Genomic DNA, 24228 nt, shown 5'->3' with positions numbered 1-24228 from the left:
AAATGTGATGGGCTATGTTTTTCTGTCTCTCGTCTTAATTGTTTTTCTTATTTTTATTCTGCCATTTTGGTTGTGGTTGCATTACAACAAGCAAAATAATAGGCAGGGGAGCCAGCTAACAGAAAATGAAATTCAGCGTTTAGTGCAGCTTGCAGAACAATCACAGCGTATGCAACAACGTATCAAGACGCTAGAAGATATTCTGGATGCGGAACATCCTAATTGGAGGCAAAAATAATGACTGATTTTCGCAACCGTAAATTATATCGTTTAACTGACCGCCGTGTTTTTGGTGGGGTATGCTCTGGTATTGCACAGTTTTTAGACCTACCGGTTGCATTAGTCAGAGCATTAGCTGTATTAGCACTGTTTATGAGCTTTGGGATAACTCTGATCCTCTATATTGTGATGTGTTTTGTGGTGCCGAAAGCACCGAGTGGTTATCAAAGCGAACAAGATATCAGTGTGGAAGTAACGAATTTATTTAATGAGGTTGATGCGCAGTTAAAATCGGGAGAACAACGTCTACGTCAAATAGAACGTTATGTCACGTCTGATACCTATACCGTGAATAGTAAGTTCCGTCATTTATAATACATGAATGCCCTCACATTTTCGGGGAATAGAACTCGGGTTGTATTCCCTAAAATGGCTTTCTTGATTCATTAAATTCATGTGGTAGCACCATGCAAATGGATATTAAGCGTAAATTAAAACGGCAAGCCAAAAAGCAAGCGATTAGTAAAGGGTTAAAAATCATTGTCACTCTTGCAATCACTTATGGGCCCGGTGGGATTATTGGTAAAATATTAAAAATAGTAGGCAGTAAATGGGTGATAGGCTGTTTCACAAAAAGGATGGTGAAATAATCATATTAAACGTTGTGTTTATTTATTGAACGATATAAAAACAATTTGCACTCAACAAATTAGAGATGCTGAATTTATGCTAAATTAGGCATTAATAATATTGAGCGAGTGGGAGAACTATGAAACGGCTGCAAAATGAATTGACCGATATGGTAAATCGTAGTGTCGATCGCCATGTCAGACTCGCAGTAACCGGACTTAGCCGTAGTGGAAAAACGGCATTTATTACTTCTCTTGTGAATCAACTATTGAATGTGAATAGTGGTGCTCGATTACCGCTATTTTCTGCTGCGCGGGATAAGCGTTTACTTGGGGTAAAGCGCATTCCTCAACGTGATTTTTCAATTCAACGTTTTACCTATGATGAAGGCATTGCGCAACTATATGGCAATCCACCTCAATGGCCAACACCGACGCGCGGCGTGAGCGAAATACGTTTAAAATTACATTATCGTTCAAATGACTCTTTTTTCCGGCGGTTTGTGGATAACTCATCGTTATACCTTGAGATCGTCGATTACCCCGGCGAGTGGTTACTTGACCTCCCGATGCTTGACCAAAACTACGTAGATTGGTCACTTCAAATGCAAAAACTGCAAAATGGGGAACGCGGTAAATTAGCGCAAGAATGGTTAACTTTGTGTGAGTCCTGTGACCCATTGGCACCCGCTGATGAGAATTTATTGGCAGCGATTTCGACAGCCTACACCGCTTATTTAGAGCAGTGTAAAGCACAAGGACAGCATTTTATTCAGCCTGGACGTTTTGTTCTGCCCGGTGAATTAGCAGGTGCGCCGGCATTACAATTTTTTCCATGGCCTAACATTGAAAAATATAGTGAAAAACAACTTGCTCAAGCCGATAAACATACCAACTTTGGCATGTTACAGCGTCGCTACCAGTATTATTGCGAAAACGTGGTAAAAGGTTTTTATAAAGATCACTTCCAGCGTTTTGATCGCCAAATTGTGTTAGTTGATTGCTTACAGCCATTAAATAGTGGGCCTGATGCCTTTAATGATATGCGTATGGCGCTGACGCAATTGATGCGTAGCTTCCATTATGGTAAGCGTACTTTACTAAGACGCCTATTTTCTCCCTGTATTGATAAACTCTTGTTTGCGGCAAGCAAAGCAGACCATGTCACGCCTGATCAACATGCTAATTTAGTATCGCTGTTGCAACAGCTGGTACAAGAAGCATGGCAAAATGCGGCATTTGAAGGGATCAGCATGGACTGTATGGGGCTAGCCTCAATTCAAGCTACCGAAAGCGGCATTATTGATTATCAAGGGGAAAAGCTACCCGCATTAAAAGGTGAGCGTTTGAGTGATGGTCACTCAATGACATTCTATCCTGGCGAGGTGCCGAAAAGATTACCGAGTGAAACATTTTGGCAAAATCAGCGGTTTGAGTTTGAAAATTTTCGTCCTCGACAAACACCGTTTGACCAGCCGCTGCCTCATATTCGAATGGATAGTGCGCTTGAGTTCTTGTTGGGAGATAAATTGAAATGAATGAACCTATCAAACAACGCGTCGATTTTAATCAAAATAGTCGTGTTGAACAGACTGAAACATTAAAAAAAGCCCATCATTTTGATTCACAAGAGCAACATAAATTTATCCCCGTAGAAGCTGAAGCGGAACAAGATATTCAGGAAGGGGAAGTGGAAAGTCTCATCAATGAGGCGCTAAGACCAAAACGTAGTTTTTGGCGTAAGCTAGTCGGGACAGCGATAGGTATCTTTGGGGTGAGTGTGATCGCGCAATTGGGGATCTGGATCCATACCTCATGGGTAACTCAAGATTGGACAGCACTAGGTACTGCGGCAGCTGGCGGATTAATTGTTGTTGCTGGTGTTGGTTCTGTGGTCACAGAGTGGCGTCGTTTGTATCGTTTAAAAGAGCGCGCTCAGGAACGTGATATTGCGCGTGAGTTACTCCATAGCCATGGCATGGGGCAAGGGAAAGCATTCTGTGAAAAACTGGCCAAACAATCCGCCCTTTCTGCTCAACACCCAGCAGTACAGCATTGGCAGGCCACGCTTCATGACTCGCATAACGACCGTGAAGTTGTTGAGTTATATAGCCAGTTAGTTCAACCCGTTCTTGACGAACAAGCACGTAAAGAAATTAGTCGTTCATCGGCAGAGTCTGCTTTGATGATTGCAGTCAGCCCACTTGCAATTGTTGATATGGCATTTATTGCTTGGCGCAATATTCGCTTAATAAATAGAATTGCAGCCATTTATGGTATTGAGTTGGGCTATTACAGTCGCATTCGATTATTCAGAATGGTACTGATCAATATCGCTTTTGCGGGAGCTTCGGAATTAATTCGTGAAGTAGGCATGGATTGGCTATCTCAAGATATTACGGCTCGTTTATCTACACGTGCGGCACAAGGTATTGGTGCAGGACTATTAACCGCTCGGTTAGGCATCAAGGCGATGGAATTGTGTCGACCATTGCCATGGATTGAGGATAAGCCAAGGTTAGCCGATTTTCGTGGACAATTACTGAGCCAAATCAAAAGGGCAATGCCCAGTAAAAAAGCACCCCAATAAATCACGATATTGCTGGTAGGTGGACTGAATAGTAAAGTACACTTTCCAGCAAAAAAACGCCTAATTGTTATTTGTCCGATTAAATGCGTTTATTATTCCTTGTTCTAATAGTGATTTTCTCTGTTTTTCCTTATTGTAAATCACGGGTGTCAACAATATGTGACACATGTGCTGTATTCTTACCGTAAATCAAGCTAAAATAATAAGCCTATATCATTTCTGCTAAAGGTTTTTATCCATGCGTCTCGAAGTAACTTGCCAAGATCGGATCGGTCTAACACGTGAATTGCTTGACTTATTAGTCTTACAGAATATTGATCTTAAGGGTATTGAGATATCAGCACAGAGACGGATTTACCTTAATTTCACACCTGTTGATTTTCAGGTATTCAGCACACTAATGGCGGAGATACGTCGTATTAATGGTGTGATTGATGTACGTCGCATCTATTTCATGCCGTCAGAGCGAGAGCATAAGGCGGTATGGGCACTGTTAAACTCATTCCCTGAGCCTGTCCTATCCATTGATAATAAGTTGAATATTGAATTAGTTAACCCGATGTCATTACAGATTTTTGGGGTTGATGAAAACAAGATAAAACAAAAAACCTTTTCACAGCTCGTTGGCAATCATGGTTTACAACGTTGGTTTGAACGCGAAGATCCCGAACCTTACACAGAAAGAGTCACCGTTAAAGGCAATGATTATCTGATGCAAGTTACGCCGATTGTTTTGGCGGATGAGAATGGTAAGTTGCACTGTACCGGTGCCGTTTTATTATTAAAATCTGTCGCGTTACTCGAAAAGCAACGAAAACAAATCGTTGGTGTGGATACGGAAGGATTCGATTTAATTATCGCCAATAGTCCCGCAATGTCACATGTGGTTGAACGTGCAAAACGCATTGCCATGTTAGATGAACCATTATTATTGGTTGGGGAAACTGGCACAGGAAAAGATATTTTAGCGAAAGCATGCCATTTGCACAGTCCGCGTGGTAATGCGCCTTTCTTAGGTTTAAATTGCGCATCAATGCCTGATGATGTGGTTGAAAGTGAATTATTTGGCTATGCGGCTGGTGCATATCCAAATGCAGTAGATGGTAAAAAAGGTTTCTTTGAACAAGCCAATGGTGGAACCGTCTTATTAGATGAAATCGCCGAAATGTCGCCACAAATGCAAATCAAGTTACTGCGTTTTTTAAATGATGGCACATTTAGACGGGTGGGTGAGGAGCGAGAAGTGAAAGTGGATGTGCGGGTTATTTGTGCAACACAAAAAAACCTGCCAGAACTCGTCGCTCAGAAGAAATTCCGAGAAGACCTTTATTATCGCTTAAATGTTTTGACGTTAACTATTCCGCCACTACGTGAAAGACAAGAAGATATATTACCCCTCACAGAAGCTTTTGTAGCTAACTTTTCTAAAGAACTGAATATTACAAAACCACGACTAGCACCGTCTCTAATTGATTATTTAAGCCGTTATTATTGGCCTGGTAATGTCAGACAACTACGAAATGCGATTTATCAAGGATTGATACAGCTAGAAGGGGAAGTGCTAAATTCACATGATATTGATTTACCAGAAACAGATAATTTGCCCGCAGTAGCTGTTGATTCATTAAATGGCTCATTAGATGAAATAACCAAACGCTATGAAGCCTCAGTGTTATCACGTTTATATCGCGATTACCCAAGCACGCGTAAACTCGCAAAACGTCTTGAAGTGTCTCATACCGCGATTGCCAATAAATTACGTGAATATGGGCTAAACCAGAAAAAAGAGCCGGATAATGAATAAGTCCCTCATATTAGGCTTTTTATTCGTCTGCTTCATTGGGCCGAGCTATGGGCAGGAGTCAACACATTCACAAGTATTAGAGGATCTGTGCCGCAATCAACAACAAACACCTGAAGAGATTTATGAGAATGGTTATTTAATCGAATGTCATTTTGATGGGGCAGATATTCCTTCGGCATTTGAACGCTATAAACAGCTGGATATTGAAAACAACGCTAACTTTATTAACAAACTGGTTAGAAATAAAAATATGAAGGTGACATGCAGTCAAGGTGGTTGCGTTGAAGCAGAGTATTATTGGCCGAATGATAAACAGCTAGATATCAGTTTACTATTTGAAGGTGGAGAAACAACTTACAAATATACTGAAGAGGCAAAGGGAACTAAGCTAGAAATAAGGATGTTTCCTGATTAATCAGGCTGCACCCTATGCAAGTAACTCATCATTTTTTGAAAATATGTGATCGTTGGCGATTTTTTCGACCACAGTGATATCTTTTAGCACAGAAAGCAAACTATACTTAAATTAACTGAATATTCATTTGAAGTGTTAAAGCGATATTTTGATTGATGATAACGAAAACAGCAAGGCCGCCCGTGTGCCTGCAAGGAGTTGCTATGGATCAATTTGCTCTTAACTTTATTGTGAATACCAAACTGCGAGAATATCTCAATCAACGTCATTATCAAAATGATATGTTTGAGTCCGCCGCTTCAGCAGCAGAGTTATATTTAATGAATAGAGCGGCAGTGCGTTACCTAGAAAAAAGAAATCGTTTCACTTGGGAAGCGTTGGTCAAAAATGGTAACAAACCCCGTGATCTGATTATTGATATTCTCACCTCATCATGCCCTGCCAATAAAGAGCAGGCACTGAAAATTCTCAGCTGTTGTTCTCACTCACTCGTGAATATGATGAGTGAAAATAAGTTATTTGCGAATGTGGTTAACGCAAAACAGCATAAAACCCTCAATTGGCTTTACGTAGAGTGATTGATTAGGGATGAGCAGCCAGTTTGAAACTGGCTGCATAATAGACTTATTTTAATGCATCAAGTGCTTTATCGTAATCAGGCTCTTCTGTAATTTCTGGAACCAATTGGCTATAAATCACTTTATCATTTTCATCTAAGACAACAACGGAACGCGCAGTTAAGCCTTTCAGTGGGCCACTGGTCATTGCAACGCCGTAGTTTTGAGCAAACTCAGGATTGCGGAAAGCGGAGAGGGTAACGACGTTATCTAAACCTTCTGCACCACAGAAACGTGCTTGTGCAAACGGTAAATCAGCTGAAATGCACAGTACAACAGTGTTGTTAAGGTCATTTGCTAATTGATTAAATTTGCGCACAGATGCCGCACAGACGCCGGTATCGACGCTTGGGAAAATATTCAGTACCTTACGTTTACCTTTGTAGTTTTCTAAAGTGACTTCAGACAGGTCTTTAGCCACTAGAGTGAATGCTTTTGCTTGTTGGCCAGCTTGTAAAAACTCACCGCTAACAGTGACATCATTACCTTTTAATTTAACTGACTGTGACATATCGATTTCTCCCATTAATGAGTCAGTGCGTGAAAGCGTGGATATTATTATTGATCAATTTGTTAACGACCAAGCTAGCACTAGATGCATTCAATATCAACATAGCACAGTGATTTTGGCTTCGGGGGGGATGCCGTTGCGGATAACTGCGTTTACGCATTATTGCGCGAAAAAAGTCAGCTAAGTCGATGAACAATCATATGAATTGATAAAAAATTGTTCATAATACCTTGAAGAGATTAGGATAAATTTTAAAAGTATGAAATGCTTACAGATTAAGTCATCGTGTATAGATTTTTAATCGCTGAAAGAATATGATGCTGGAAAGGTTTTTTTGGCCGTTTTATAACGTCAGCAACCTTTAACCGAGGTATTTTATTGATTAATGGTATTTAAAGTACCTTCTTATTTGCTTAGTTAATTCTTTCTGTTTGTCCATTGACTTATATCCATAAGAGAGAGTTGCTAGTTCACTTTTGCTAATACGACAGAATTCCCAACATGCATAAACGCACACTTTCATCTTTAGCGATTGTTTTCACCGCGATGTTTACAGCAGCTCCTGTTATTTCGGCAGAGGTTCCTGCCGGAACAGTACTGGCAACAAAGCAAGAGTTAACCCGTCATCTTAAAGATGAACCGGCATCATTAGATCCAATAAAATCGGTTGGGTTGACCGAAGCACAAGTTATGCGTGACTTATTCGAAGGATTAGTGAATCAAGATAAGCATGGCAAACCGATTCCTGGCGTGGCTCAAAGTTGGAGTACGACGGATAATAAAACATGGCTTTTTAAATTACGTCCAGAAGCGCGCTGGTCGAATGGCGAACCTGTAACAGCGGAAGATTTTGTCTATAGTTGGCAACGTTTAGTGACGCCAGAAAATACCTCTCCATTTGCATGGTTTGCGGCATTAGCTGGGATCAATAATGCACAACAAATTATTGATGGAAAACTACCTGCTGAGCAATTAGGCGTTGAGGCCGTTGATAAACAGACGCTTAAAGTCGTTTTAGATAAACCAGTTCCTTATTTCCCTTCATTAACGGCTAACTTTAGTTTATTTCCGGTTCATGCGAATACGGTTAAAAAATATGGCGCAGACTGGATAAAAGTGAACCACTTAGTTGGAAATGGCGCATTTAAACTTACCGATAGAGTGGTTAATGAAAAAATCGTTTTAACCCAAAATCCATTCTATTGGGACAATGCGAATACGGTGATCACCAAAGTGACGTTTGTGCCAATAAACCAAGAGTCCAGTGCGACTAATCGTTATTTAGCGGGAGATTTAGATATTACTGAATCATTCCCTAAACAACGTTATCAAAAATTACTTGCCGAAATACCGAATGAGGTGTTTACCCCTGATCAACTTGGCACCTATTATTATGCCTTCAACACGCAGCGAGCACCGACTAACGATATTCGTGTACGCAAAGCGTTAGCGATGACGATAGATAGGCAAGTGATAGCCAAAAAGGTATTAGGTACTGGAGAGAAGCCTGCAAACCGTTTTACACCAGATGTAACCGCTGGTTTTAAACCACAAAAAAGTATTTATGAAAATTACACTCAAAAAGAATTGGATGAGCAAGCCAAAGTCTTATTGCAAGCGGCTGGTTATGGGCCCAAAAAACCACTTGAATTAGTGCTTTTATACAATAGCTCGGAAAATCACCAAAAAATTGCGATTGCCGTTGCCTCAATGTGGAAGAAAAAATTGGGCGTTGAGGTTAAATTAGTTAACCAAGAATGGAAAACTTATATTGATAGCCGCAATACAGGTAACTTTGATGTGATTAGGGCATCTTGGATAGGTGATTTTAATGAGCCATCAACCTTTTTGTCGCTATTAACCTCACAGCATAATGGCAATATTCCAAAATTTAATAATAAAAATTACGATGCGGTGATGGCTTCAGCAAGTATAGAAACTAACGAAGATTTACGTAATCGTTATTATAATCAGGCGGAAGCGATAATTGCACAAGAAGCACCAATAGCGCCAATTTATCAATATACTAATGGGCGATTGATTAAACCTTGGCTAAAAGGATACCCGATAGAAAACCCAGAAGATGTGGCTTACAGTCATAGTTTTTATATTATTGCACATTAATCGTACATTCAGCCTATATAGGTGATATGGGCTGTCTCTTTGTACGGCTAAAAAAGAAAAAACTCCTTCTGCTGGAGAGTCAGAAGGAGGACCAAAAAAGGAATAAACACTACACAGAGAATACTAGTGTAGTCCGATGTTAATTTATTGTTCTTTTGTGGCAAAAAGCCGTTGTTATTTAGCAATTATGGCGGTTCGGTGTTTGTCGTTATTTCATGACCTCTCCTTAATTGCAGGTTTTTTAACATTAGGTCTCAGTGTTATTCTCAATATGCGCTTGTTTTATAACCTTTGCTTGATATTCCTGCTGTATTCCCTCTATGCTATAACTAATAAATCGCTTAAATGGAAGGAGAATGCCGCATGGCGCTGATTTATGGTTCATTATTTCAGAGCTCAAACCCCGTACATGCATTTCAATTAAATGGAGACGGTGGGTTTCTTCCCATTGATGTTAATGCGAGTGCAACTCAGCAATCTCCTTTTTGGTTGCATTATGACTATAAAAATCGTGAGAGTGAGAAATGGATCCAACGGTCAGAGCTACTTGGCGAACAAGTCAAAGCGGCACTTTGCGGTCATGCTGGCCGTTGGCGGATCTTACGAGTAGGGGATGGTGTTTTATTAACGTTACAAACATTAAATACGAATGCTGGCCAACGTCCCGAACAACTCGTTGCCTTTCGAGTATTTATTAACAGCCGCCTCATCATTTCCAGTCGCCATCGAAAAGTCAATTCATTAGATTCTGTGATAACAGACCTGAAAGAAGGCGTGGGTGCACAAAGTACCGGAGATTGGCTGGTGGAAGTTGCTGATGCCATTACCGATGAAATCAGCGATTTTACAGATACCCTACATGAACGTTTGATAGAAATGGAAGATACCATTCTCAATGGTGATATCCCTGAACGTGGTGAGCTCGCATTATTGCGTAAACAGATTATTGTCATACGCCGTTATATGGCGCCACAGCGTGATATGCTGGCACGTTTAGCGACGGAAAAACTATTGTGGATTGACGATACTGATAGAAGACGATTACAAGAAATTTCAGATCGTTTAGGTCGTTGTATTGAAGATTTAGACGGATTTGTAGCACGTACCGCGATTATGTCCGATGAAATAACGAACATGATCACCGAGATGATGAATCGTCGTATTTATACGATGTCTATGTTAGCGATGATTTTTTTGCCAACTACCTTTTTAACGGGGCTATTTGGCGTCAATTTAACCGGTATTCCTGGTAGTGAATCCAGATTCGCTTTTAGTGTATTTTGTCTTTTACTTGCTGCATTAATCGGAACCGTTTTTTGGTGGTTGAGAAAAAGTCGCTGGCTGTAGTCTGCAAGTTATTGGCATAAACCGACCCTAGTTTGAGGTAAATCAATAAAAGACCTATGGTTTTGGGGCACTATTAATCCCGCAGGTGAATGCAACGTTGAGCGATGAACGTTGTGCTCCATAATTGTAGTTTTTCTCATATTGAGTTCTTATACAGAATAATTGACCACTGTAATGCCGATGTATGTTACATCGGCTTTTTTTTATTCTAAATTTACGCAATCCACAGCCATTAGCGGTGTTTGAAGCATTAGCGCTGCAAACGTTCACTTTACAGATAGCTTATCGGGAGTGAATAGATTCTGTGAGTAAGGAAATAAATGCTCAAATGGGCAAAACAACCACCCTCTATCAAGGGTGGTGGGCTGGTTATTTAACTTCAATCACATCCAGACGTTGTGCCGTGAATGCCGGTCGCTCATCGTCGTCGAGCTGAGTTTGAGCAGGCATCTCTTCTCGATCAAAGGCAAGATCACCGCCATTAACGACTTCATCACCATGAGAAATATTTTTAAAATCAAATAGCTCAGTATCACACAAGTGAGATGGAACAACATTTTGTGTTGCTCTAAACATCGTTTCAATACGCCCTGGGTAACGTTTATCCCAATCACGAAGCAGATCTTTGATCACTTGACGTTGTAAGTTAGGTTGTGAACCACACAGGTTACACGGAATAATTGGAAATTCTTTTGCCTGCGAATAACGTTCAATATCTTTTTCACGACAGTAAGCAAGAGGGCGGATAACAATATGTTTTCCATCATCACTCATTAGTTTAGGGGGCATCCCTTTCAATTTACCACCGTAAAACATATTCAGAAAAAGTGTTTGTAATATGTCATCGCGGTGGTGTCCTAGCGCAATTTTAGTTGCGCCTAATTCTGTCGCTGTACGATATAGAATACCTCTACGTAAGCGTGAACATAATGAACAGGTCGTTTTTCCTTCAGGGATTTTTTCCTTGACGATGCCGTAAGTATTTTCTTCAACAATTTTATATTCAACCCCTAAATTATCGAGATATTCAGGCAAAATATGCTCGGGGAAGCCGGGTTGTTTTTGATCTAAGTTAACGGCAATCAGCGTGAAAGAGATTGGCGCACTTTTTTGTAAGCTTTGCAAAATAGATAGCAAAGTATAACTATCTTTACCACCAGATAGGCATACCATAATGCGATCACCCTCTTCAATCATATTGAAATCGGCAATAGCTTGTCCTACGTCACGGCGTAATTTTTTTTGTAGCTTATTGAAGTTATATTGTTCTTTCTGTGCGTTCATGTTTTGCTGTTCTGTACCGTTGCTGATTATACGTTAACTTAATGATAATTAATGGCTTATGTGTTCTTTTTGGATGCTAAGTTGATATAACAATTTGCACAACCTATGAATATTTTCTCTCACAAACAGAAAGAATAGGCTGTTACATGTGACAAACGATCCATTAAATTATCAAAAAGGAGGCCATAATAACAGATACAGGGGGGGTTTTGGTATGGATAAGTCTAGACAGAACAATTTTTTTGGGGCTGTAGTGGGTCACTGCGCCTCTATCGGGGGGCAATACAAGCAGAAGCCAAATGAAAAAATGAATATTATCAGACCAGTATTATGATTATTGTGGGGGTGATCATTTTGTATCTAACTGATTTATATTAATTTAAAAAAATTTTTGAGTATTCCATTCTGAAGTGTAATAACGGAATAAGTATAGCGTTAATACTATTATAAAATACAAGTATTTATCAAAATCTGCCGTCATTAAAGTAAAAACAGCTTTATAAAATTATTATTTTTAAAATAGCATAGGGTTATATCGATTACTCAAAATATGATTATTATTCTCTGTGAAGCGATAATATAAAGATATATGAATCATCAATTTTTAAAATGTCGACTAATAATAGTACGGAGAGGATTTATAAAAGATAATAAATATGATGATGCTTGAACAGTAAGGGGGGGCCTCACTGCTCACTCTATAATATTCAACGAATGATGGACTTTTTATATCCATATGTTTTTTTCTGCGCCTTCGAAAGCATTAAGTAGATGCTTAATATCAATATCAAGAATACTTGAGATAATCACAAGATGCTCAACATAAATAGAAGAAGTTCCTGTTTCATATTGAATATAGTGACTCTCTGATATCTCCAGTGCCGTTGCCATTGTTAATGTTGAAATACGACGGGATATACGTAATTCTCTAATATATTTACCTAAAGCGATCCCTCTAGAATTTGAGTGCCTCATGATTCTATTATCCCTAGCATAAAAGAGTAATACTATTATCAGAAATAAAATGGATAATTCAATAGTCTAATTCCTATGTTAAATAAAAATAAAAGCGATAAAATGTCGCTTTATTAAATATTGGATTTACCCATAAATTAAGTAAAAAAATAGCTAATTGGTGAATTTGAAGAAAATAAAACTAATTTACGATTATGGAGATACTATCGCTAGATTAACCATATAAAATATGCTTATTCATTTATTTTTCATTGTAAATATAAACTAAGATTAAAAATGAAATTTAATATCAATTAGTTACTTAGTCTGATGAAAAAAGTGTCTGCCATTTTAATAAATAGCAGACATGTAATCATAGTGAGTCCAAATATGACTTAACGCAATATTTAGCTTAAGGCCAATTCAATGGCTTTTTGTGCGTGTAGGGCGGTTGTATCAAAAATAGGCACGGAAGTATCGTCTTGATTGACTAAAAGGGTTATTTCAGTACAGCCTAAAATGATCCCCTCAGCACCTCTTTCTACTAATGAAGCCATGATTTGTTGATACTGTTTCTTTGATGCATCTTTCACTTCACCCATACAAAGTTCTTGATAAATAATGTCATGGATAATTTTTCGTTCTTCAGGCATTGGCGTGATCACGGTAAGGCCATATTTATCTTGAAGTCGCTGTTTATAGAAAGGTTGCTCCATTGTAAAAGCGGTTCCTAATAAACCGATGGTCTTTATTCCAGACTCGATAATATTTTCTCCAGTTGCATCTGCAATATGAAGTAGTGGGATATTAGTGCTCTCTTCAATATATTCGGCGACTTTATGCATCGTGTTAGTACATAACACAATAAAATCGGCTCCAGCGCTTTCAATACTTTTTCCCGCTTGCGCCAAATGTTGACCAGCCAGCGCCCATTGACCTGTCGCTTGCATATGTTCTATTTCAGCAAAGTCGACACTGTATAAAACAATTTTTGCTGAATGAAGGCCACCCAGTTGCCGTTTGACACCCTCATTGAGTTGCTGATAATAAAGTAAAGTTGATTCCCAGCTCATTCCCCCGATTAAACCAATGGTTTTCATTTTTATTTTTTCGCCTATTCCGTTTAAAAACATATTCTCGTTATAACAATAATGTCATTAAATGAACAGCATTAGCATAGTAGTCTATAATGATACTAATTTAATAAGTATAAATTCTTATTTTAATTTAATGGGCGAAATTTACAGGTCAAAAAAAGAGTAATTACGGATGAATCTTATGTATCAAATAACGATTTTTGTAATGATATAGGCGTAGAGTCATAATGGTTCTAAGTGTTTCAAGGAGAATTTATGCGTAAAGTTATTACAGTTTCGGCAATAGCGCTTTTATCTGCATTAACAGCATCTTCTGCTTTTGCAGCAAAGACAGATACCTATAAGTGCGAAGATCAAAAAATTAGAGTTTCATTCCCAGACGAAGATACGGCTGTGATGCTTTATAGCGATGAACTTATCGTATTAAAAAGTGCTCCATCAGCAAGTGGTGCTCGTTATGTTGGGGAAAATATGCAGTTATGGGCTCAAGGAAAAAATGAGTTTAATCTAGCCTCAATTTCTGAAGATGATGTCGTCAATAAACGCGTTTCTGATGACAAAGGCCGTATCTGTAAATTAGTGAAGTAGGCAATTACTCTCAACGAGTTGTCTATTTTTTATTAATAAATTTAAATATTTATTATTGATTCTATAAAATAAAGTGGGGCAGTTATCTCTGCTACCACTTTATATAGGTTATTCTGCTGCTATAACGGGTTTAAGCAATATTCGGGTCTAAATATAATTTTGCAGTAGGGCGAGCTAACATTTTTTGATAATAATGAGCGATCGCGGGAGCTTCTGGCCGAGTAATAGGCGTGAGTAACCAGCGATGAATCGATAACGCAATTGTAATATCTGCGACAGTAAATTGCTGACCACTAATAAAGTCACCGTTTTTTTCCAGCGCCTTTTCAAGAAGTAACATTTTACTATTCCAATCATGGGTACTCTTAGCAATTAATTCAGGGTATTGACTAAAACTGTCACTGTTGCGAACGAGAGTTAAAAAAGCGGCTCTCCATGCACTATTGAGTTCTGTTGCTTGCCAATCCATCCACTTTTCAACATCTGCTCTTGCTTCAGGATTTTCAGGTAAAAGATCGACACGTTGTGCCTTTGTGGCAAGATAGCGACAAATCGTATTACTTTCCCATAACACGCCACTGTCATGAATAAGTACGGGAACCAGCCCATTAGGATTGAGTTTAAGATAATCAGCTGATTTTAAACTTAATTCTTTTCCCCACTCAGGTTCATGAATAAAAGGTAGCTGAGTTTCACTTACAGTCCAAAGCACTTTTCTAACATTGATGGATGTAGTACGACCTAAAATTTTTAGCATAGTGGCCTCAAAAAGCATCAATAGAGATACTGGAAATAGCATAGCCTCGTAAAAACTGCAATTTGAAAGTCGTTATCGAGGGAAAAATAGCCATTATTGCTAATGCAAGAAATGTTCTAGCCCTTTATCAATAATAAAAAGGGCTAGAAGGCATCAATTTATTGAATAATACCGTTTACCATCGTATTAAGAGAGAGATTGCTAAGTGCTATATCTCTTGATGAAATAAGCTGATCATCAATAAATAACTCCGCTTTTATTGGGTTTAAATCACGCTCAATATTGATGTGGAATTTATTCATTAAATCTTTATTCGTTTGTTTTTCATCAAGCTGATATTTCTTTTTAGTTCCATCTGCTAATGTCACTGCAATATAAGGTTTAGTTTTATTAATCGTATGAGTGTCATACACCATGCCATAAGATCCTTCTAAAGCGGGGTAAATGTAACTCTTTAATTGATTGTTGGTATCATAAAAACCTACCAAGGTGACAACGGGAACACCTTGTTTATAAGGTGTCTTACTGTAAGTATATTCAGAATGAGTCTCCCATGTGTTTCCATTTGAAATATAGTAAATTTTTGTATTTTCTTTGATTGTTTCAACCTGATCATTAACGTGTAGCGCTATACTGAGCTGAGAAGTACAATCGATTTCTATGACTTTATTGATATTTGTTACATCTGCTTTTGGTATATAAACATTTGGTGGGTAATGCGCGTTATAGCTATTGATTTTTATGTGGTCATTGACGTTAAGTAAGTCTATTAGTTGAGTTTCGGTTACATCATGACCGTTTTGGATTTTTGCCTCAATGAATATATTCTTTAGGCTATGAGGAAGTAAAAAATCTTCCATTGTTTGTGTATCTGAATTCCATTTTTTATAACCTGTTGATGATTCTTTACTAAAGACCGCATTATTTTCGAAATACTGTTGAATAGCTTCTGAACTTGCAGGCGTGTGTAATGTATAGGCGTTATAATCTACATCATAGATTTCTCCGCCAGACATCGCATCTTTCGCCATAGAGTGTTGCATAAAGGGTTCTGCCGCCATTTCACCTTCTTTCTTCTCTTTTAAATAGGTTGTTTGGTTTCGTTGTGCCTTTTCAAAATTTGGAATAAAGAAGTTATTGTCTGCATCCCAGCCCCAAGTTGAATTAGGTTTATCGGCTGTCGCATGAACGCCACCATGGAATCCTTTAAAATAGTGGCTTATGTGGTAGTTATGACCAAGTTCATGGCTAAATTCATTATCTACTGATTTCGACAATGTGGCTTTTCCTGCACCGCCAGACCAGCCGTGTACTTGTAGGCCATTTTTATACCTACCACGTGAATGATGGAGAGTGATTTGTGAGGTAGGTAAAAAACGGTTTTCTTCTAGTGAGGAAGAGTTAACCCCATAATTTGCCAAGTTAATACCATCGGAAATCAGGCCTTTACCGATTATTTCCCTCATATCACCTTTATGGCCTCCACCTTCATCCGTTGAACGTTCAATTAAATATTGCCCATTAGGAAAAACAATTTCTTTTAAATAGACAGGGGCATAACTAGATACAATCATACGATTGACAGGAATTTGTTGATAGTATTGACGCTGAAGCTCAGGGTCTGTTTGAAACGCGAATTGATTTTTGTTTGGCGTTAACATTCCAATATCAATTGTATGCAATAAGAGCTCACTAGCAGCTCCAACTTTAATATCCGATAAAGTACCTTTCTGGTTTTTGTAATTAAATTCAAGCTCAATGCCGGGTTTAATAATGTGTTTAGGGAGAGAAATAGACCAACCATTTTCGATATATTTTATCTCTTCAGTTAACTCATTGATCAGTGGCTCATCTTTAGAAGTGCGCCAAAAGCCGTTTTCATCACAAACAAACAACTGATTTTCATTCGTTTTTATGGTTAATTTTTTATCGCCATAAAAAACATGACTACTATAATCCGCCTCAGAAGAGAAATAGATTTTTTTATTTTTAAATTTAACGTTGTTTTCTAATGTAAAATGTCTTGCCCAATTTGCATTGCGTGTTGCGATATGAATTGTATCATTATTTTCGATGATTTTATTAAAATAATCAATATCTCTGGATAGGGTTAGTAATTCTTTATTGGTGTTAATCTTTAAAGTAAATGAATTGGGAATATCATAATAGCTGTTTTCTTGGGTATTAGATTGAGTCTTTGCGATGGACCAAATACCATTTTGATCACTGACAAAAAGGAGACTATCATTAGTGACGATGCTGACTTTCTTATCCCCGTAAACAACATCACTATTATAATGTGCCTTAGACGTGAACAGTATTTTTTTATTGGCATATTGACGACCATTAGGAATAATAAAGTCTTTTGCCCAATGGCAATTTTTGGTCGCTATTTTGATAGCATCATTTTCACTGATAATTTGATGAAATAGCTTTGTATCATTGGATATTTTGTTAATATCGGCATTAGTACTAAACTCAGTGTCAAAAGAGTCTGGGATTTGATTTTTATGTTGATGTAACGCTTGTTTTAAATGTTGATTGAGTCTAGCCTCATCGCGGCTATACCAATTCCCAGAAGCATCACTTACCATAACAAAGGATTGTTGGTGTTCTCGTGAAATTGATTTATTTTTGTATTTTATATTAAGTTTAGCATTATCATCTAATTTAAATATAATTTTTTTATTAACATGATTTTTTAATGCATTCAAATTAATGTTTGATGTTGAATTGCCAATATCTAGTTGTATGATATTGTTTTCACTTATAATTTGATTAAAGTAACTTTTATCTGTCATGACTTTTTCAAGCATGTCGGATGAATTAATGTATAAATCACTTGCCTCGGGTATGTTAAAATCACTAGGTGTTAAATGGGTAAAGCTGTATTTTTTCCCTGCAATACTGGGGAGTTGAGACGGTGATAATAAATGAGTTGAATATATTTCTTCTTTTTTATCATTGTAGACTTTTACTTCAATATTTTCATTCTGCTTAATGGTTTCATGAGGTTTGAAAATAATAAGCGTTTTACGATCAGGAACAAGGTGAGGGTGTATATCACCGTCTATCCGGTTAACAGCGGGAATAATACTATTTTGAGCATAAAATACGTTCCCTTTAAGGTCGCCGACGGTATCACTCGGGTAATTATTTTGATTAAAATAAAAAACCTTACCTAATTTTTCTCTATAATCAGATAGTAATGCATTATAGCGTCTATCTTCATTTTTATTTTCAAGGGCTAATTTTCTATTATGCAAGGCCACCTCTAAGTGATGAGAAATTGAGGTGTTTTCATTCAGGAATTGCCATATATCATAGAGTGATAGGGTGTTACTGTGTAATGGATCAGAGGCTCCAGTGATAGTTGAATTATTTATATTTTCATTAAATGAATTTGTGACCGGAATAATATTGTTTTGCTGGTTCTGACATACGCATATCGTGCAAATTAACATATAAGTTCCTTTTAAGTGATTAATACTTTACTAATGAGTCCATCCTATTAACTAACGTTAATCATATATAAAAAAATAAAAATGATAAGAGAATAATTTTATAGTTAATCTTAAACTGCTACTTAATTATTCATTAAATAAGTAGCAATAAAATAGGGATTATCAGTGACTGCTTACCTATTGATTAGATTAAAAATAATCAACAAACACATCAAATGAAACAAACATTTCATTTTTATTGTAAGGAAATATAGGTGAAATGTCATGAAAAATTCAGCGATATACTGTCAACTATTGCTGCCATAGCGGGAATAATCTGTGATCCTCTTAACACTATTTTATGACTTTTGGCTTAATTTCGTTATCAACGCTACAAAAATAAAATTTTCATATAATAAAAATTGGAATGTATATTTCATTGATGTATACCTATGTTATCACCATGTTAATAATTGGTGAAATTTAAACACATCTCTATTCATAATCAGTGGAAGGGCAAAATGAAAAATATCATGAAATTAACCGCGCTGGTTGCTGTACTTGGCTTGTCATCGCATGCGATGGCAAAAAATGAACAAATCGTATTTAGTCCACCAACACTGGCAAGCCCATTTGAAGTGCATATGCAAAAATCGGCGGTGAAAGTGGCCAAGGAACTGGATGTGAATATTCAAGTCTTGGATGGACAAGGTAGCTCACCTAAACAAGTTGCGGACATCGAAAACGCCATCACGCGTGGCGCACAAGGTTTCATTGTTTCACCCAATGATGTTAATGCTATCGCTGATGCCGTCGTTGAAATTCAAAATGCAGGCCTACCCGTTGTGACTCTGGACCGAAATATTAATGCTGAAAAACCTGTACCGCATTTTGGTGCCAATAATTATAAAGGCGGTTATGCCATCGCAGAGTATGTTAAGCAGCAGTTTCCTAATGGTGCTGATTTAATCTTAATTACAGGCCAACCAGGCTCCTCTTCTAACATTGAACGGACAAAAGGTATCCGCGACAGCTTAAAGGCAGGGGGGAGTAAATACCATTTAGTTGCAGATCAAAATGGTAATTGGATGAGAGCAGAAGGTATGAGGATCACAGAGAGCTTATTACCATCCTTACCCAAAAAACCGGATGTCATTCTCTCTGCTAATGATGATATGGCACTCGGCGCGATTGAAGCATTAAGTGCACAAGGATTTAAACCGGGTGAAGTGCTAGTGACAGGTTTTGATGCAAGTCCAGAAGCGCTTAGCCGTATCAAAGAGGGTTGGATGGCAGTAACGGCCGATCAGCGGGCAGGGTATGCAGTGAAAATGGCGATGGAACAATTGGTGAATAATATTCGCGATAAGCAAGAAATCACGGGGGCGGATTACCAACCGACTATTATTAGCAAAGATAACCTTGAACAAGCTGAACGTATTGGTGAATTGAAATAGTTACTTAGCATTATTCGGGGCTCTACGAGCCCTGTTTTCCTGAAAAGGAGTTTTTATGTCAGAGCCATTACTTAAAATTACTAATCTTGCCAAAAGCTTTTCAGGGATCTGGGCATTAAGCCAAGCACAGATGACTGTGATGCCAGGAGAGGTACATGCTTTATTGGGTGAAAATGGCGCAGGTAAATCGACCTTCCTCAAAGCATTAGCAGGGGCTCAACCGCAAACCAGTGGCGATATTTGGTTTAATGGTGAAATGTTGTCAGCCGTAGACTCTCCAATAGATCGTCAACAAAAGGGCATTATCACGATTTATCAGGAGTTTAATCTCCTTCCCAATATGACAGTAGCTGAAAACATGTTTCTCGGACGTGAAGCGCTTAAAATGCATTGGATGGTGAATGAAAAGGTGTTGAATCAAGAAGCTAAAGCGATTCTTGATTACCTTCAATTAGCGATTTCGCCAACGACTCAAGTCGCACGGTTAAGTGTGGCTCAACAGCAGATGATTGAAATTGCTCGAGCGTTAACCCTTAACGCTAAGCTTATCGTGATGGATGAGCCGTCTGCTGCATTAAGTGATACAGAAGTCGAAAGTTTACATCGTGTTGTCAGAGAATTGAAGAATCGAGGCGTAAGTGTCATCTATGTTACACACCGCCTACATGAGGTGTTTCAAATCTGCGATAAATTTACCGTGTTTCAAGATGGTCGCTATACGGGTTCAGGTAATGTGGCAGAAACAACCGTCCAAGAAATTATCCGTATGATGGTAGGCCGTAACGTTATTTTTGAACGTCGACCAGCGAGTGAAACCTATCATCGTGATAAGCCTATTCGTCTATCGATAAGGCACTTATCTAAAGCTAAGCCTCCACTCGACCCGCACGGTATTGCGCTTCATGATATTAGTTTTGATGTGCATGAAGGTGAGATTCTTGGCATTGCAGGATTAATGGGAGCTGGCAGAACTGAGATTGCACGTTGTTTGTTTGGGGCGGATAAATACACCACTGGGACGTTTTTTCTCGATGGAGAACCATATCACCCAACAACGCCAATGAATGCGTTAGACAAGGGAATTGCCCTGGTTCCTGAAGACCGCAAAAAAGAAGGTGCGGCATTGGGGCTGTCGATTCGCTATAACCTTTCGCTTTCCGCCTTATCCCATCTATTAAAAATGGGATGGATAGTGGATACCAATAAAGAAAACGCCTTGATAGACAGTTATCAGCAAGCACTACAAATAAAAATGGCCAGTAAAGAGCAAGAAGTGCGTAAATTATCGGGCGGAAATCAACAAAAAGTGATTCTTGCACGTTGTATGGCAATGGATCCAAAAGTATTAATTGTGGATGAGCCAACCCGGGGAATCGATGTTGGTACCAAATCAGAAGTGCATCAGGTCATTTTTGAAATGGCTAAAAAGGGGGTTGCAGTTATCGTTATTTCGTCTGATTTACCTGAAGTTATGGCTATTTCAGATAGGATCATCACATTAAGTGAAGGGCGATTAACTGGAGAAATGACGGGTGATGATGCGACAGAAGAAAAATTAATGACGATGATGGCGATTTGTCATCAAAATTTATCAGCAGAAGCTGCCGTATAAGAGAGGTTAATATGTTGCAACAACAATCTTCTACGGCAGTTAGCCGTAAAAAAATAGATTTTATTGCATTTTTCGAACGTTTTGGCGTATTGATTTTCATGGTACTGCTGGTGCTCTTTTTTCAAACACAAAACAGTAATTTTCTCACTGAACGTAATATTACTAACATACTCACTGAAGTCTCTATTTATGGAATTATGGCTGTTGGTATGACACTCGTCATTCTGACAGCAGGTATTGATTTATCGGTGGGATCGATATTGGCTGTTTGTGCAATGACAGCGGCATTCGTGATTAAAGGTGACAATTTAGTTGGTTTAGATCCGAATGCATGGGGGGGAATGAGTTGGTTGGTGGGATTAGCTATCTGCCTAGCAGTAGGAACGGGCATTGGTTTTTTACACGGTCTCGGTATCACTCGATTAAATATCCCCCCTTTTATCGTGACATTAGGCGGAATGACAATTTGGCGTGGTTTAACGTTAGTGATTAATGATGGCGCACCAATATCAGGTTTTGATGCCGGCTATCGTTGGTGGGGAAGAGGAGAATTATTAGGGATATCGGTGCCTATTTGGATTTTTGCGTTAGTGGCATTAATCGGTTATTTGGCTCTGCATAAAAGTCGTTGGGGACGTTTTGTTTATGCCGTGGGTAGCAACCAAGAAGCCGCACGATTGGCTGGAGTGAATGTAAAACGCGTTCTCGTGAGTGTTTACGTGGTCATTGGTTGTTTAGCTGGTCTGGCGGGTTTTGTATTAAGTGCTCGTTTAGGGAGTGCTGAAGCTGTGGCAGGTATGACGTTTGAGCTGCGTGTGATCGCCTCGGTCGTGATTGGAGGGACATCATTAATGGGAGGATATGGGCGTATAGGCGGGACAATAATTGGCTCAATCATCATGGGAATATTAATTAATGGTCTAGTTTTAATGAATGTCTCAGCGTATTACCAGCAGATCATTACAGGTTTAATTATTATTTTAGCTGTTGCTTTTGATACTTATGCGAAAAATCGCCGAGGGGCGAGTTAAATAATTAACCAATGATGATAGTACAAACACCTTTTTAAATGAATAAAAAGGTGTTTTTTTATCATAAAATAAAGTTAACCTTATAAATTAGTTTATTTTTAATTTGTGGATGTCGTTATATTTTATTTTATGATTAGCACTTAGTGAGGTTTTAAGTATATATTTTTTCTCTCTCACATAATTACGCCATGAAACTAATTAGTTTAATTTCATTCACTTATGTTTTATTGCTGCTATAATACTATCGTTATTTTAGCTTCCCTATGGAAAGAAAAAAATAACACCATGTGGTCAACACTGACTATGTTTTTGATATTCAGCATATCGCTGAATTTAAATGTTGTAGTTAAGGAGTCGATAATGGTAAGTAATAATACAGCACGTCGCTTATTAGGAATGCCTTATAAATTGAGTCGTTCTAAAAAAAATATGCGTGTTTCCATCATTGCAAAAGAAAATGCAACTCAACAACTGCCTACTGAGTTACAAAATAAATCAGTAGTTGCTGCATTAAATAATAAAGCGACAGAGAAAAAAACATATCATTCAACGACAGTATTCTATCCAGAATATGTTATTAGTTAATTGAATGGATGTTAACCCTCTGGCATTGCTAGGGGGTTAAAGAACAAAAAAATAATCATTTTGATATGCTGATTTACTAATAGCATACCTGTCTTATTTCCCCCAACATATTGATTGTGAGATAAATATTCAGTTTTAACGTGATTTAACGAGTCAACATGTGATGTGGTAAGCGTTTCTACATCACGAATAACATCGAATATTAAGATATTTCCGATGAAAAAATAGCAGAACTTGGTTACATTAAATTAGCTCATAAATATAAAAATTAACTAGGTATCTCTATTGATAAACTTCAAATATTTATTCTGCTATTTTTGTCTTATTATTGTGACAGGCTGTTCAACCGGATTTAAAAAAGATGAAGAAAGTAATCGGCTAAAGTTTAGCATTCAGCAGCCGAACACCATACCGATTAAAGAGTCGGTAGAAGTGCTGGCCGTCTCTGATATGTTACCTGGTGATATTTTATTATCTTCAGCAACAGGACTGAATTCATGGGGGATCCGACTATTCAGTATTAGCGGTGTTAGCCATGCATCAATCTATTTAGGCGCTGGTGAAGTCGCTGAATCAGTAGGGAGTGGGGTGAGGATTATCTCTCTCGACCAAGCAATTGCGGATTCAAATAATATGGTCGTTTTACGGCAAGCAGGTTTAACCTCTATTCATGCGGATAAACTTCGCGAATTCTCAATGCAAAATGATGGTAGCAAGTATAACTATAAAGGTATTGTGATGATCGCCCCTTGGATGCTCACTAAACGTGTTTGTGAACTTCCCTTTATTGGCCAAACAATACGTAATTTTTGTTTAAAAACGCTTGCGACAGTACAACTAGGTGATGATGTTGATCAAGCGAATGGTTTCTTTTGTTCGCAGTTTGTCCTAGACGCATATAAATATGCGGGGCTGCCTTTGTTTGAAGGTAATTCTGCATGGATAACGCCAGCAGATATTCTGCATATGCGAACAGGAGATGTTCCAACCTTTGTGCCAACTCAGCGCTTAAGTTACGTTGGACATTTAAAATCATGGAGCTTTTCCAGCGCAATTAGTCGGAAATAATGCAGGACGCCAAACGGAGTATTGGCGATATTTATTGAAAAAAAAGGCCAACTCAGAGAAGTTGGCCTGCTAAAACTGGAAGCAATGTGAGCAATG

The 24228-nt window shown here is 38.2% G+C and carries 22 protein-coding genes; 16 read left to right on the top strand and 6 right to left on the bottom strand.

Going from position 1 to position 24228, the window contains the following annotated elements; all coding sequences use genetic code 11:
- Positions 1-7 precede the first annotated feature (7 nt).
- The 8 genes from pspB to P2E05_RS11285 all read left to right on the top strand — a co-directional run bounded on the left by pspB (position 8) and on the right by P2E05_RS11285 (position 6235).
- Positions 8-238, top strand: coding sequence for an envelope stress response membrane protein PspB (gene pspB, locus P2E05_RS11320; RefSeq protein WP_154623858.1), 231 nt, complete (start codon positions 8-10; stop codon positions 236-238).
- A complete protein-coding gene (gene pspC, locus P2E05_RS11315; RefSeq protein WP_154623857.1) occupies positions 238-594 on the top strand; it encodes an envelope stress response membrane protein PspC in 357 nt (118 codons plus the stop codon). Before pspB ends, pspC begins: the two co-directional genes overlap by 1 nt.
- Positions 595-686: 92 nt before the next feature.
- Complete coding sequence (locus P2E05_RS11310; protein ID WP_272657372.1) at positions 687-869, top strand: hypothetical protein; 183 nt, start codon at positions 687-689, stop codon at positions 867-869.
- A 119-nt stretch (positions 870-988) separates the two neighbouring features.
- Positions 989-2386, top strand: coding sequence for a YcjX family protein (locus tag P2E05_RS11305; protein ID WP_163861984.1), 1398 nt, complete (start codon positions 989-991; stop codon positions 2384-2386).
- Complete coding sequence (locus P2E05_RS11300; protein ID WP_154623854.1) at positions 2383-3438, top strand: YcjF family protein; 1056 nt, start codon at positions 2383-2385, stop codon at positions 3436-3438. The genes P2E05_RS11305 and P2E05_RS11300 overlap by 4 nt, the downstream gene beginning before the upstream one ends.
- Before the next feature lie 238 nt (positions 3439-3676).
- Positions 3677-5242, top strand: a complete 1566-nt coding sequence (gene tyrR / locus P2E05_RS11295; protein WP_154623853.1) for a transcriptional regulator TyrR — start codon at positions 3677-3679, stop codon at positions 5240-5242.
- Positions 5235-5657 (top strand): hypothetical protein, encoded by a 423-nt coding sequence (locus P2E05_RS11290; RefSeq protein ID WP_154623852.1) that lies wholly within the window; start codon positions 5235-5237, stop codon positions 5655-5657. The genes tyrR and P2E05_RS11290 overlap by 8 nt, the downstream gene beginning before the upstream one ends.
- A 203-nt stretch (positions 5658-5860) precedes the next feature.
- Positions 5861-6235 (top strand): ATP-binding protein, encoded by a 375-nt coding sequence (locus tag P2E05_RS11285; protein ID WP_154623851.1) that lies wholly within the window; start codon positions 5861-5863, stop codon positions 6233-6235.
- Positions 6236-6281: 46 nt separating this feature from the next.
- Here P2E05_RS11285 and tpx read toward each other — a convergent pair whose 3' ends face one another.
- Positions 6282-6785: a thiol peroxidase gene (tpx, locus tag P2E05_RS11280; RefSeq protein WP_163861972.1), complete on the bottom strand. Its 504-nt coding sequence runs from the start codon at positions 6783-6785 to the stop codon at positions 6282-6284.
- 501 nt (positions 6786-7286) lie between these two features.
- Between tpx and P2E05_RS11275 the strand changes: the two genes are divergently transcribed.
- A complete protein-coding gene (locus tag P2E05_RS11275) occupies positions 7287-8909 on the top strand; it encodes a peptide ABC transporter substrate-binding protein (RefSeq protein WP_272657371.1) in 1623 nt (540 codons plus the stop codon).
- Between the two features lie 363 nt (positions 8910-9272).
- Positions 9273-10256 carry a zinc transporter ZntB gene (zntB, locus tag P2E05_RS11270; protein ID WP_154623848.1) on the top strand — a complete coding sequence of 328 codons (984 nt, stop codon included), beginning with the start codon at positions 9273-9275 and terminating at the stop codon, positions 10254-10256.
- A gap of 369 nt (positions 10257-10625) precedes the next feature.
- Here the strand turns inward: zntB and ttcA are convergent, their stop codons facing one another.
- The 3 genes from ttcA to P2E05_RS11255 all read right to left on the bottom strand — a co-directional run bounded on the left by ttcA (position 10626) and on the right by P2E05_RS11255 (position 13594).
- The gene (ttcA, locus tag P2E05_RS11265) at positions 10626-11540 is read right to left on the bottom strand and encodes a tRNA 2-thiocytidine(32) synthetase TtcA (RefSeq protein WP_163861967.1); all 915 of its coding nucleotides are present in this window, start codon (positions 11538-11540) and stop codon (positions 10626-10628) included.
- A 726-nt stretch (positions 11541-12266) separates the two neighbouring features.
- Positions 12267-12515: a helix-turn-helix domain-containing protein gene (locus P2E05_RS11260; protein ID WP_154635587.1), complete on the bottom strand. Its 249-nt coding sequence runs from the start codon at positions 12513-12515 to the stop codon at positions 12267-12269.
- Between the two features lie 386 nt (positions 12516-12901).
- Positions 12902-13594 (bottom strand): aspartate/glutamate racemase family protein, encoded by a 693-nt coding sequence (locus P2E05_RS11255; protein ID WP_154635586.1) that lies wholly within the window; start codon positions 13592-13594, stop codon positions 12902-12904.
- Between the two features lie 252 nt (positions 13595-13846).
- Here P2E05_RS11255 and P2E05_RS11250 point away from each other — a divergent pair, with 252 nt between their 5' ends.
- Positions 13847-14179 (top strand): MliC family protein, encoded by a 333-nt coding sequence (locus P2E05_RS11250; RefSeq protein WP_154635585.1) that lies wholly within the window; start codon positions 13847-13849, stop codon positions 14177-14179.
- A gap of 130 nt (positions 14180-14309) precedes the next feature.
- On the opposite strand, the gene P2E05_RS11245 is transcribed toward P2E05_RS11250, so the two are convergent.
- Both P2E05_RS11245 and P2E05_RS11240 read right to left on the bottom strand, forming a co-directional pair.
- On the bottom strand, positions 14310-14936 hold the full coding sequence (locus P2E05_RS11245) for a glutathione S-transferase family protein (RefSeq protein WP_154623612.1): 627 nt from the start codon (positions 14934-14936) through the stop codon (positions 14310-14312).
- A 158-nt stretch (positions 14937-15094) separates the two neighbouring features.
- Positions 15095-18400: a M66 family metalloprotease gene (locus P2E05_RS11240; RefSeq protein ID WP_276122747.1), complete on the bottom strand. Its 3306-nt coding sequence runs from the start codon at positions 18398-18400 to the stop codon at positions 15095-15097.
- A gap of 512 nt (positions 18401-18912) precedes the next feature.
- Between P2E05_RS11240 and P2E05_RS11235 the strand changes: the two genes are divergently transcribed.
- The 5 genes from P2E05_RS11235 (at position 18913) to P2E05_RS11215 (ending at position 24132) form a co-directional block, all read left to right on the top strand.
- Entirely contained in the window at positions 18913-19836 is a 924-nt protein-coding gene (locus P2E05_RS11235; RefSeq protein WP_375097497.1) for a substrate-binding domain-containing protein, read from the top strand.
- A gap of 55 nt (positions 19837-19891) precedes the next feature.
- The gene (locus tag P2E05_RS11230; protein WP_154622583.1) at positions 19892-21448 is read left to right on the top strand and encodes a sugar ABC transporter ATP-binding protein; all 1557 of its coding nucleotides are present in this window, start codon (positions 19892-19894) and stop codon (positions 21446-21448) included.
- An 11-nt stretch (positions 21449-21459) separates the two neighbouring features.
- Positions 21460-22479: an ABC transporter permease gene (locus tag P2E05_RS11225; RefSeq protein WP_154622582.1), complete on the top strand. Its 1020-nt coding sequence runs from the start codon at positions 21460-21462 to the stop codon at positions 22477-22479.
- A gap of 360 nt (positions 22480-22839) precedes the next feature.
- On the top strand, positions 22840-23064 hold the full coding sequence (gene sra, locus P2E05_RS11220; RefSeq protein ID WP_154622117.1) for a stationary-phase-induced ribosome-associated protein: 225 nt from the start codon (positions 22840-22842) through the stop codon (positions 23062-23064).
- A gap of 285 nt (positions 23065-23349) precedes the next feature.
- Positions 23350-24132, top strand: a complete 783-nt coding sequence (locus tag P2E05_RS11215; RefSeq protein ID WP_154622118.1) for a YaeF family permuted papain-like enzyme — start codon at positions 23350-23352, stop codon at positions 24130-24132.
- Positions 24133-24228 lie beyond the last annotated feature (96 nt).

This window comes from Providencia stuartii (assembly GCF_029277985.1).
In the GTDB taxonomy this organism is placed as follows: Bacteria; Pseudomonadota; Gammaproteobacteria; order Enterobacterales; family Enterobacteriaceae; genus Providencia; species Providencia zhejiangensis.
The sequence above is the reverse complement of the archived record's forward strand: the minus strand, read 5'-3'. Positions and strand labels throughout refer to the sequence as shown.

What these genes read in the sequence shown, in the direction of transcription:
- pspB (WP_154623858.1), top strand. Translation starts at nt 8, where the DNA reads ATGGGCTATGTTTTTCTGTCTCTCGTCTTAATTGTTTTTCTTATTTTT.
- pspC (WP_154623857.1), top strand. Translation starts at nt 238, where the DNA reads ATGACTGATTTTCGCAACCGTAAATTATATCGTTTAACTGACCGCCGT.
- P2E05_RS11310 (WP_272657372.1), top strand. Translation starts at nt 687, where the DNA reads ATGCAAATGGATATTAAGCGTAAATTAAAACGGCAAGCCAAAAAGCAA.
- P2E05_RS11305 (WP_163861984.1), top strand. Translation starts at nt 989, where the DNA reads ATGAAACGGCTGCAAAATGAATTGACCGATATGGTAAATCGTAGTGTC.
- P2E05_RS11300 (WP_154623854.1), top strand. Translation starts at nt 2,383, where the DNA reads ATGAATGAACCTATCAAACAACGCGTCGATTTTAATCAAAATAGTCGT.
- tyrR (WP_154623853.1), top strand. Translation starts at nt 3,677, where the DNA reads ATGCGTCTCGAAGTAACTTGCCAAGATCGGATCGGTCTAACACGTGAA.
- P2E05_RS11290 (WP_154623852.1), top strand. Translation starts at nt 5,235, where the DNA reads ATGAATAAGTCCCTCATATTAGGCTTTTTATTCGTCTGCTTCATTGGG.
- P2E05_RS11285 (WP_154623851.1), top strand. Translation starts at nt 5,861, where the DNA reads ATGGATCAATTTGCTCTTAACTTTATTGTGAATACCAAACTGCGAGAA.
- tpx (WP_163861972.1), bottom strand. Translation starts at nt 6,785, where the DNA reads ATGTCACAGTCAGTTAAATTAAAAGGTAATGATGTCACTGTTAGCGGT.
- P2E05_RS11275 (WP_272657371.1), top strand. Translation starts at nt 7,287, where the DNA reads ATGCATAAACGCACACTTTCATCTTTAGCGATTGTTTTCACCGCGATG.
- zntB (WP_154623848.1), top strand. Translation starts at nt 9,273, where the DNA reads ATGGCGCTGATTTATGGTTCATTATTTCAGAGCTCAAACCCCGTACAT.
- ttcA (WP_163861967.1), bottom strand. Translation starts at nt 11,540, where the DNA reads ATGAACGCACAGAAAGAACAATATAACTTCAATAAGCTACAAAAAAAA.
- P2E05_RS11260 (WP_154635587.1), bottom strand. Translation starts at nt 12,515, where the DNA reads ATGAGGCACTCAAATTCTAGAGGGATCGCTTTAGGTAAATATATTAGA.
- P2E05_RS11255 (WP_154635586.1), bottom strand. Translation starts at nt 13,594, where the DNA reads ATGAAAACCATTGGTTTAATCGGGGGAATGAGCTGGGAATCAACTTTA.
- P2E05_RS11250 (WP_154635585.1), top strand. Translation starts at nt 13,847, where the DNA reads ATGCGTAAAGTTATTACAGTTTCGGCAATAGCGCTTTTATCTGCATTA.
- P2E05_RS11245 (WP_154623612.1), bottom strand. Translation starts at nt 14,936, where the DNA reads ATGCTAAAAATTTTAGGTCGTACTACATCCATCAATGTTAGAAAAGTG.
- P2E05_RS11240 (WP_276122747.1), bottom strand. Translation starts at nt 18,400, where the DNA reads ATGTTAATTTGCACGATATGCGTATGTCAGAACCAGCAAAACAATATT.
- P2E05_RS11235 (WP_375097497.1), top strand. Translation starts at nt 18,913, where the DNA reads ATGAAATTAACCGCGCTGGTTGCTGTACTTGGCTTGTCATCGCATGCG.
- P2E05_RS11230 (WP_154622583.1), top strand. Translation starts at nt 19,892, where the DNA reads ATGTCAGAGCCATTACTTAAAATTACTAATCTTGCCAAAAGCTTTTCA.
- P2E05_RS11225 (WP_154622582.1), top strand. Translation starts at nt 21,460, where the DNA reads ATGTTGCAACAACAATCTTCTACGGCAGTTAGCCGTAAAAAAATAGAT.
- sra (WP_154622117.1), top strand. Translation starts at nt 22,840, where the DNA reads ATGGTAAGTAATAATACAGCACGTCGCTTATTAGGAATGCCTTATAAA.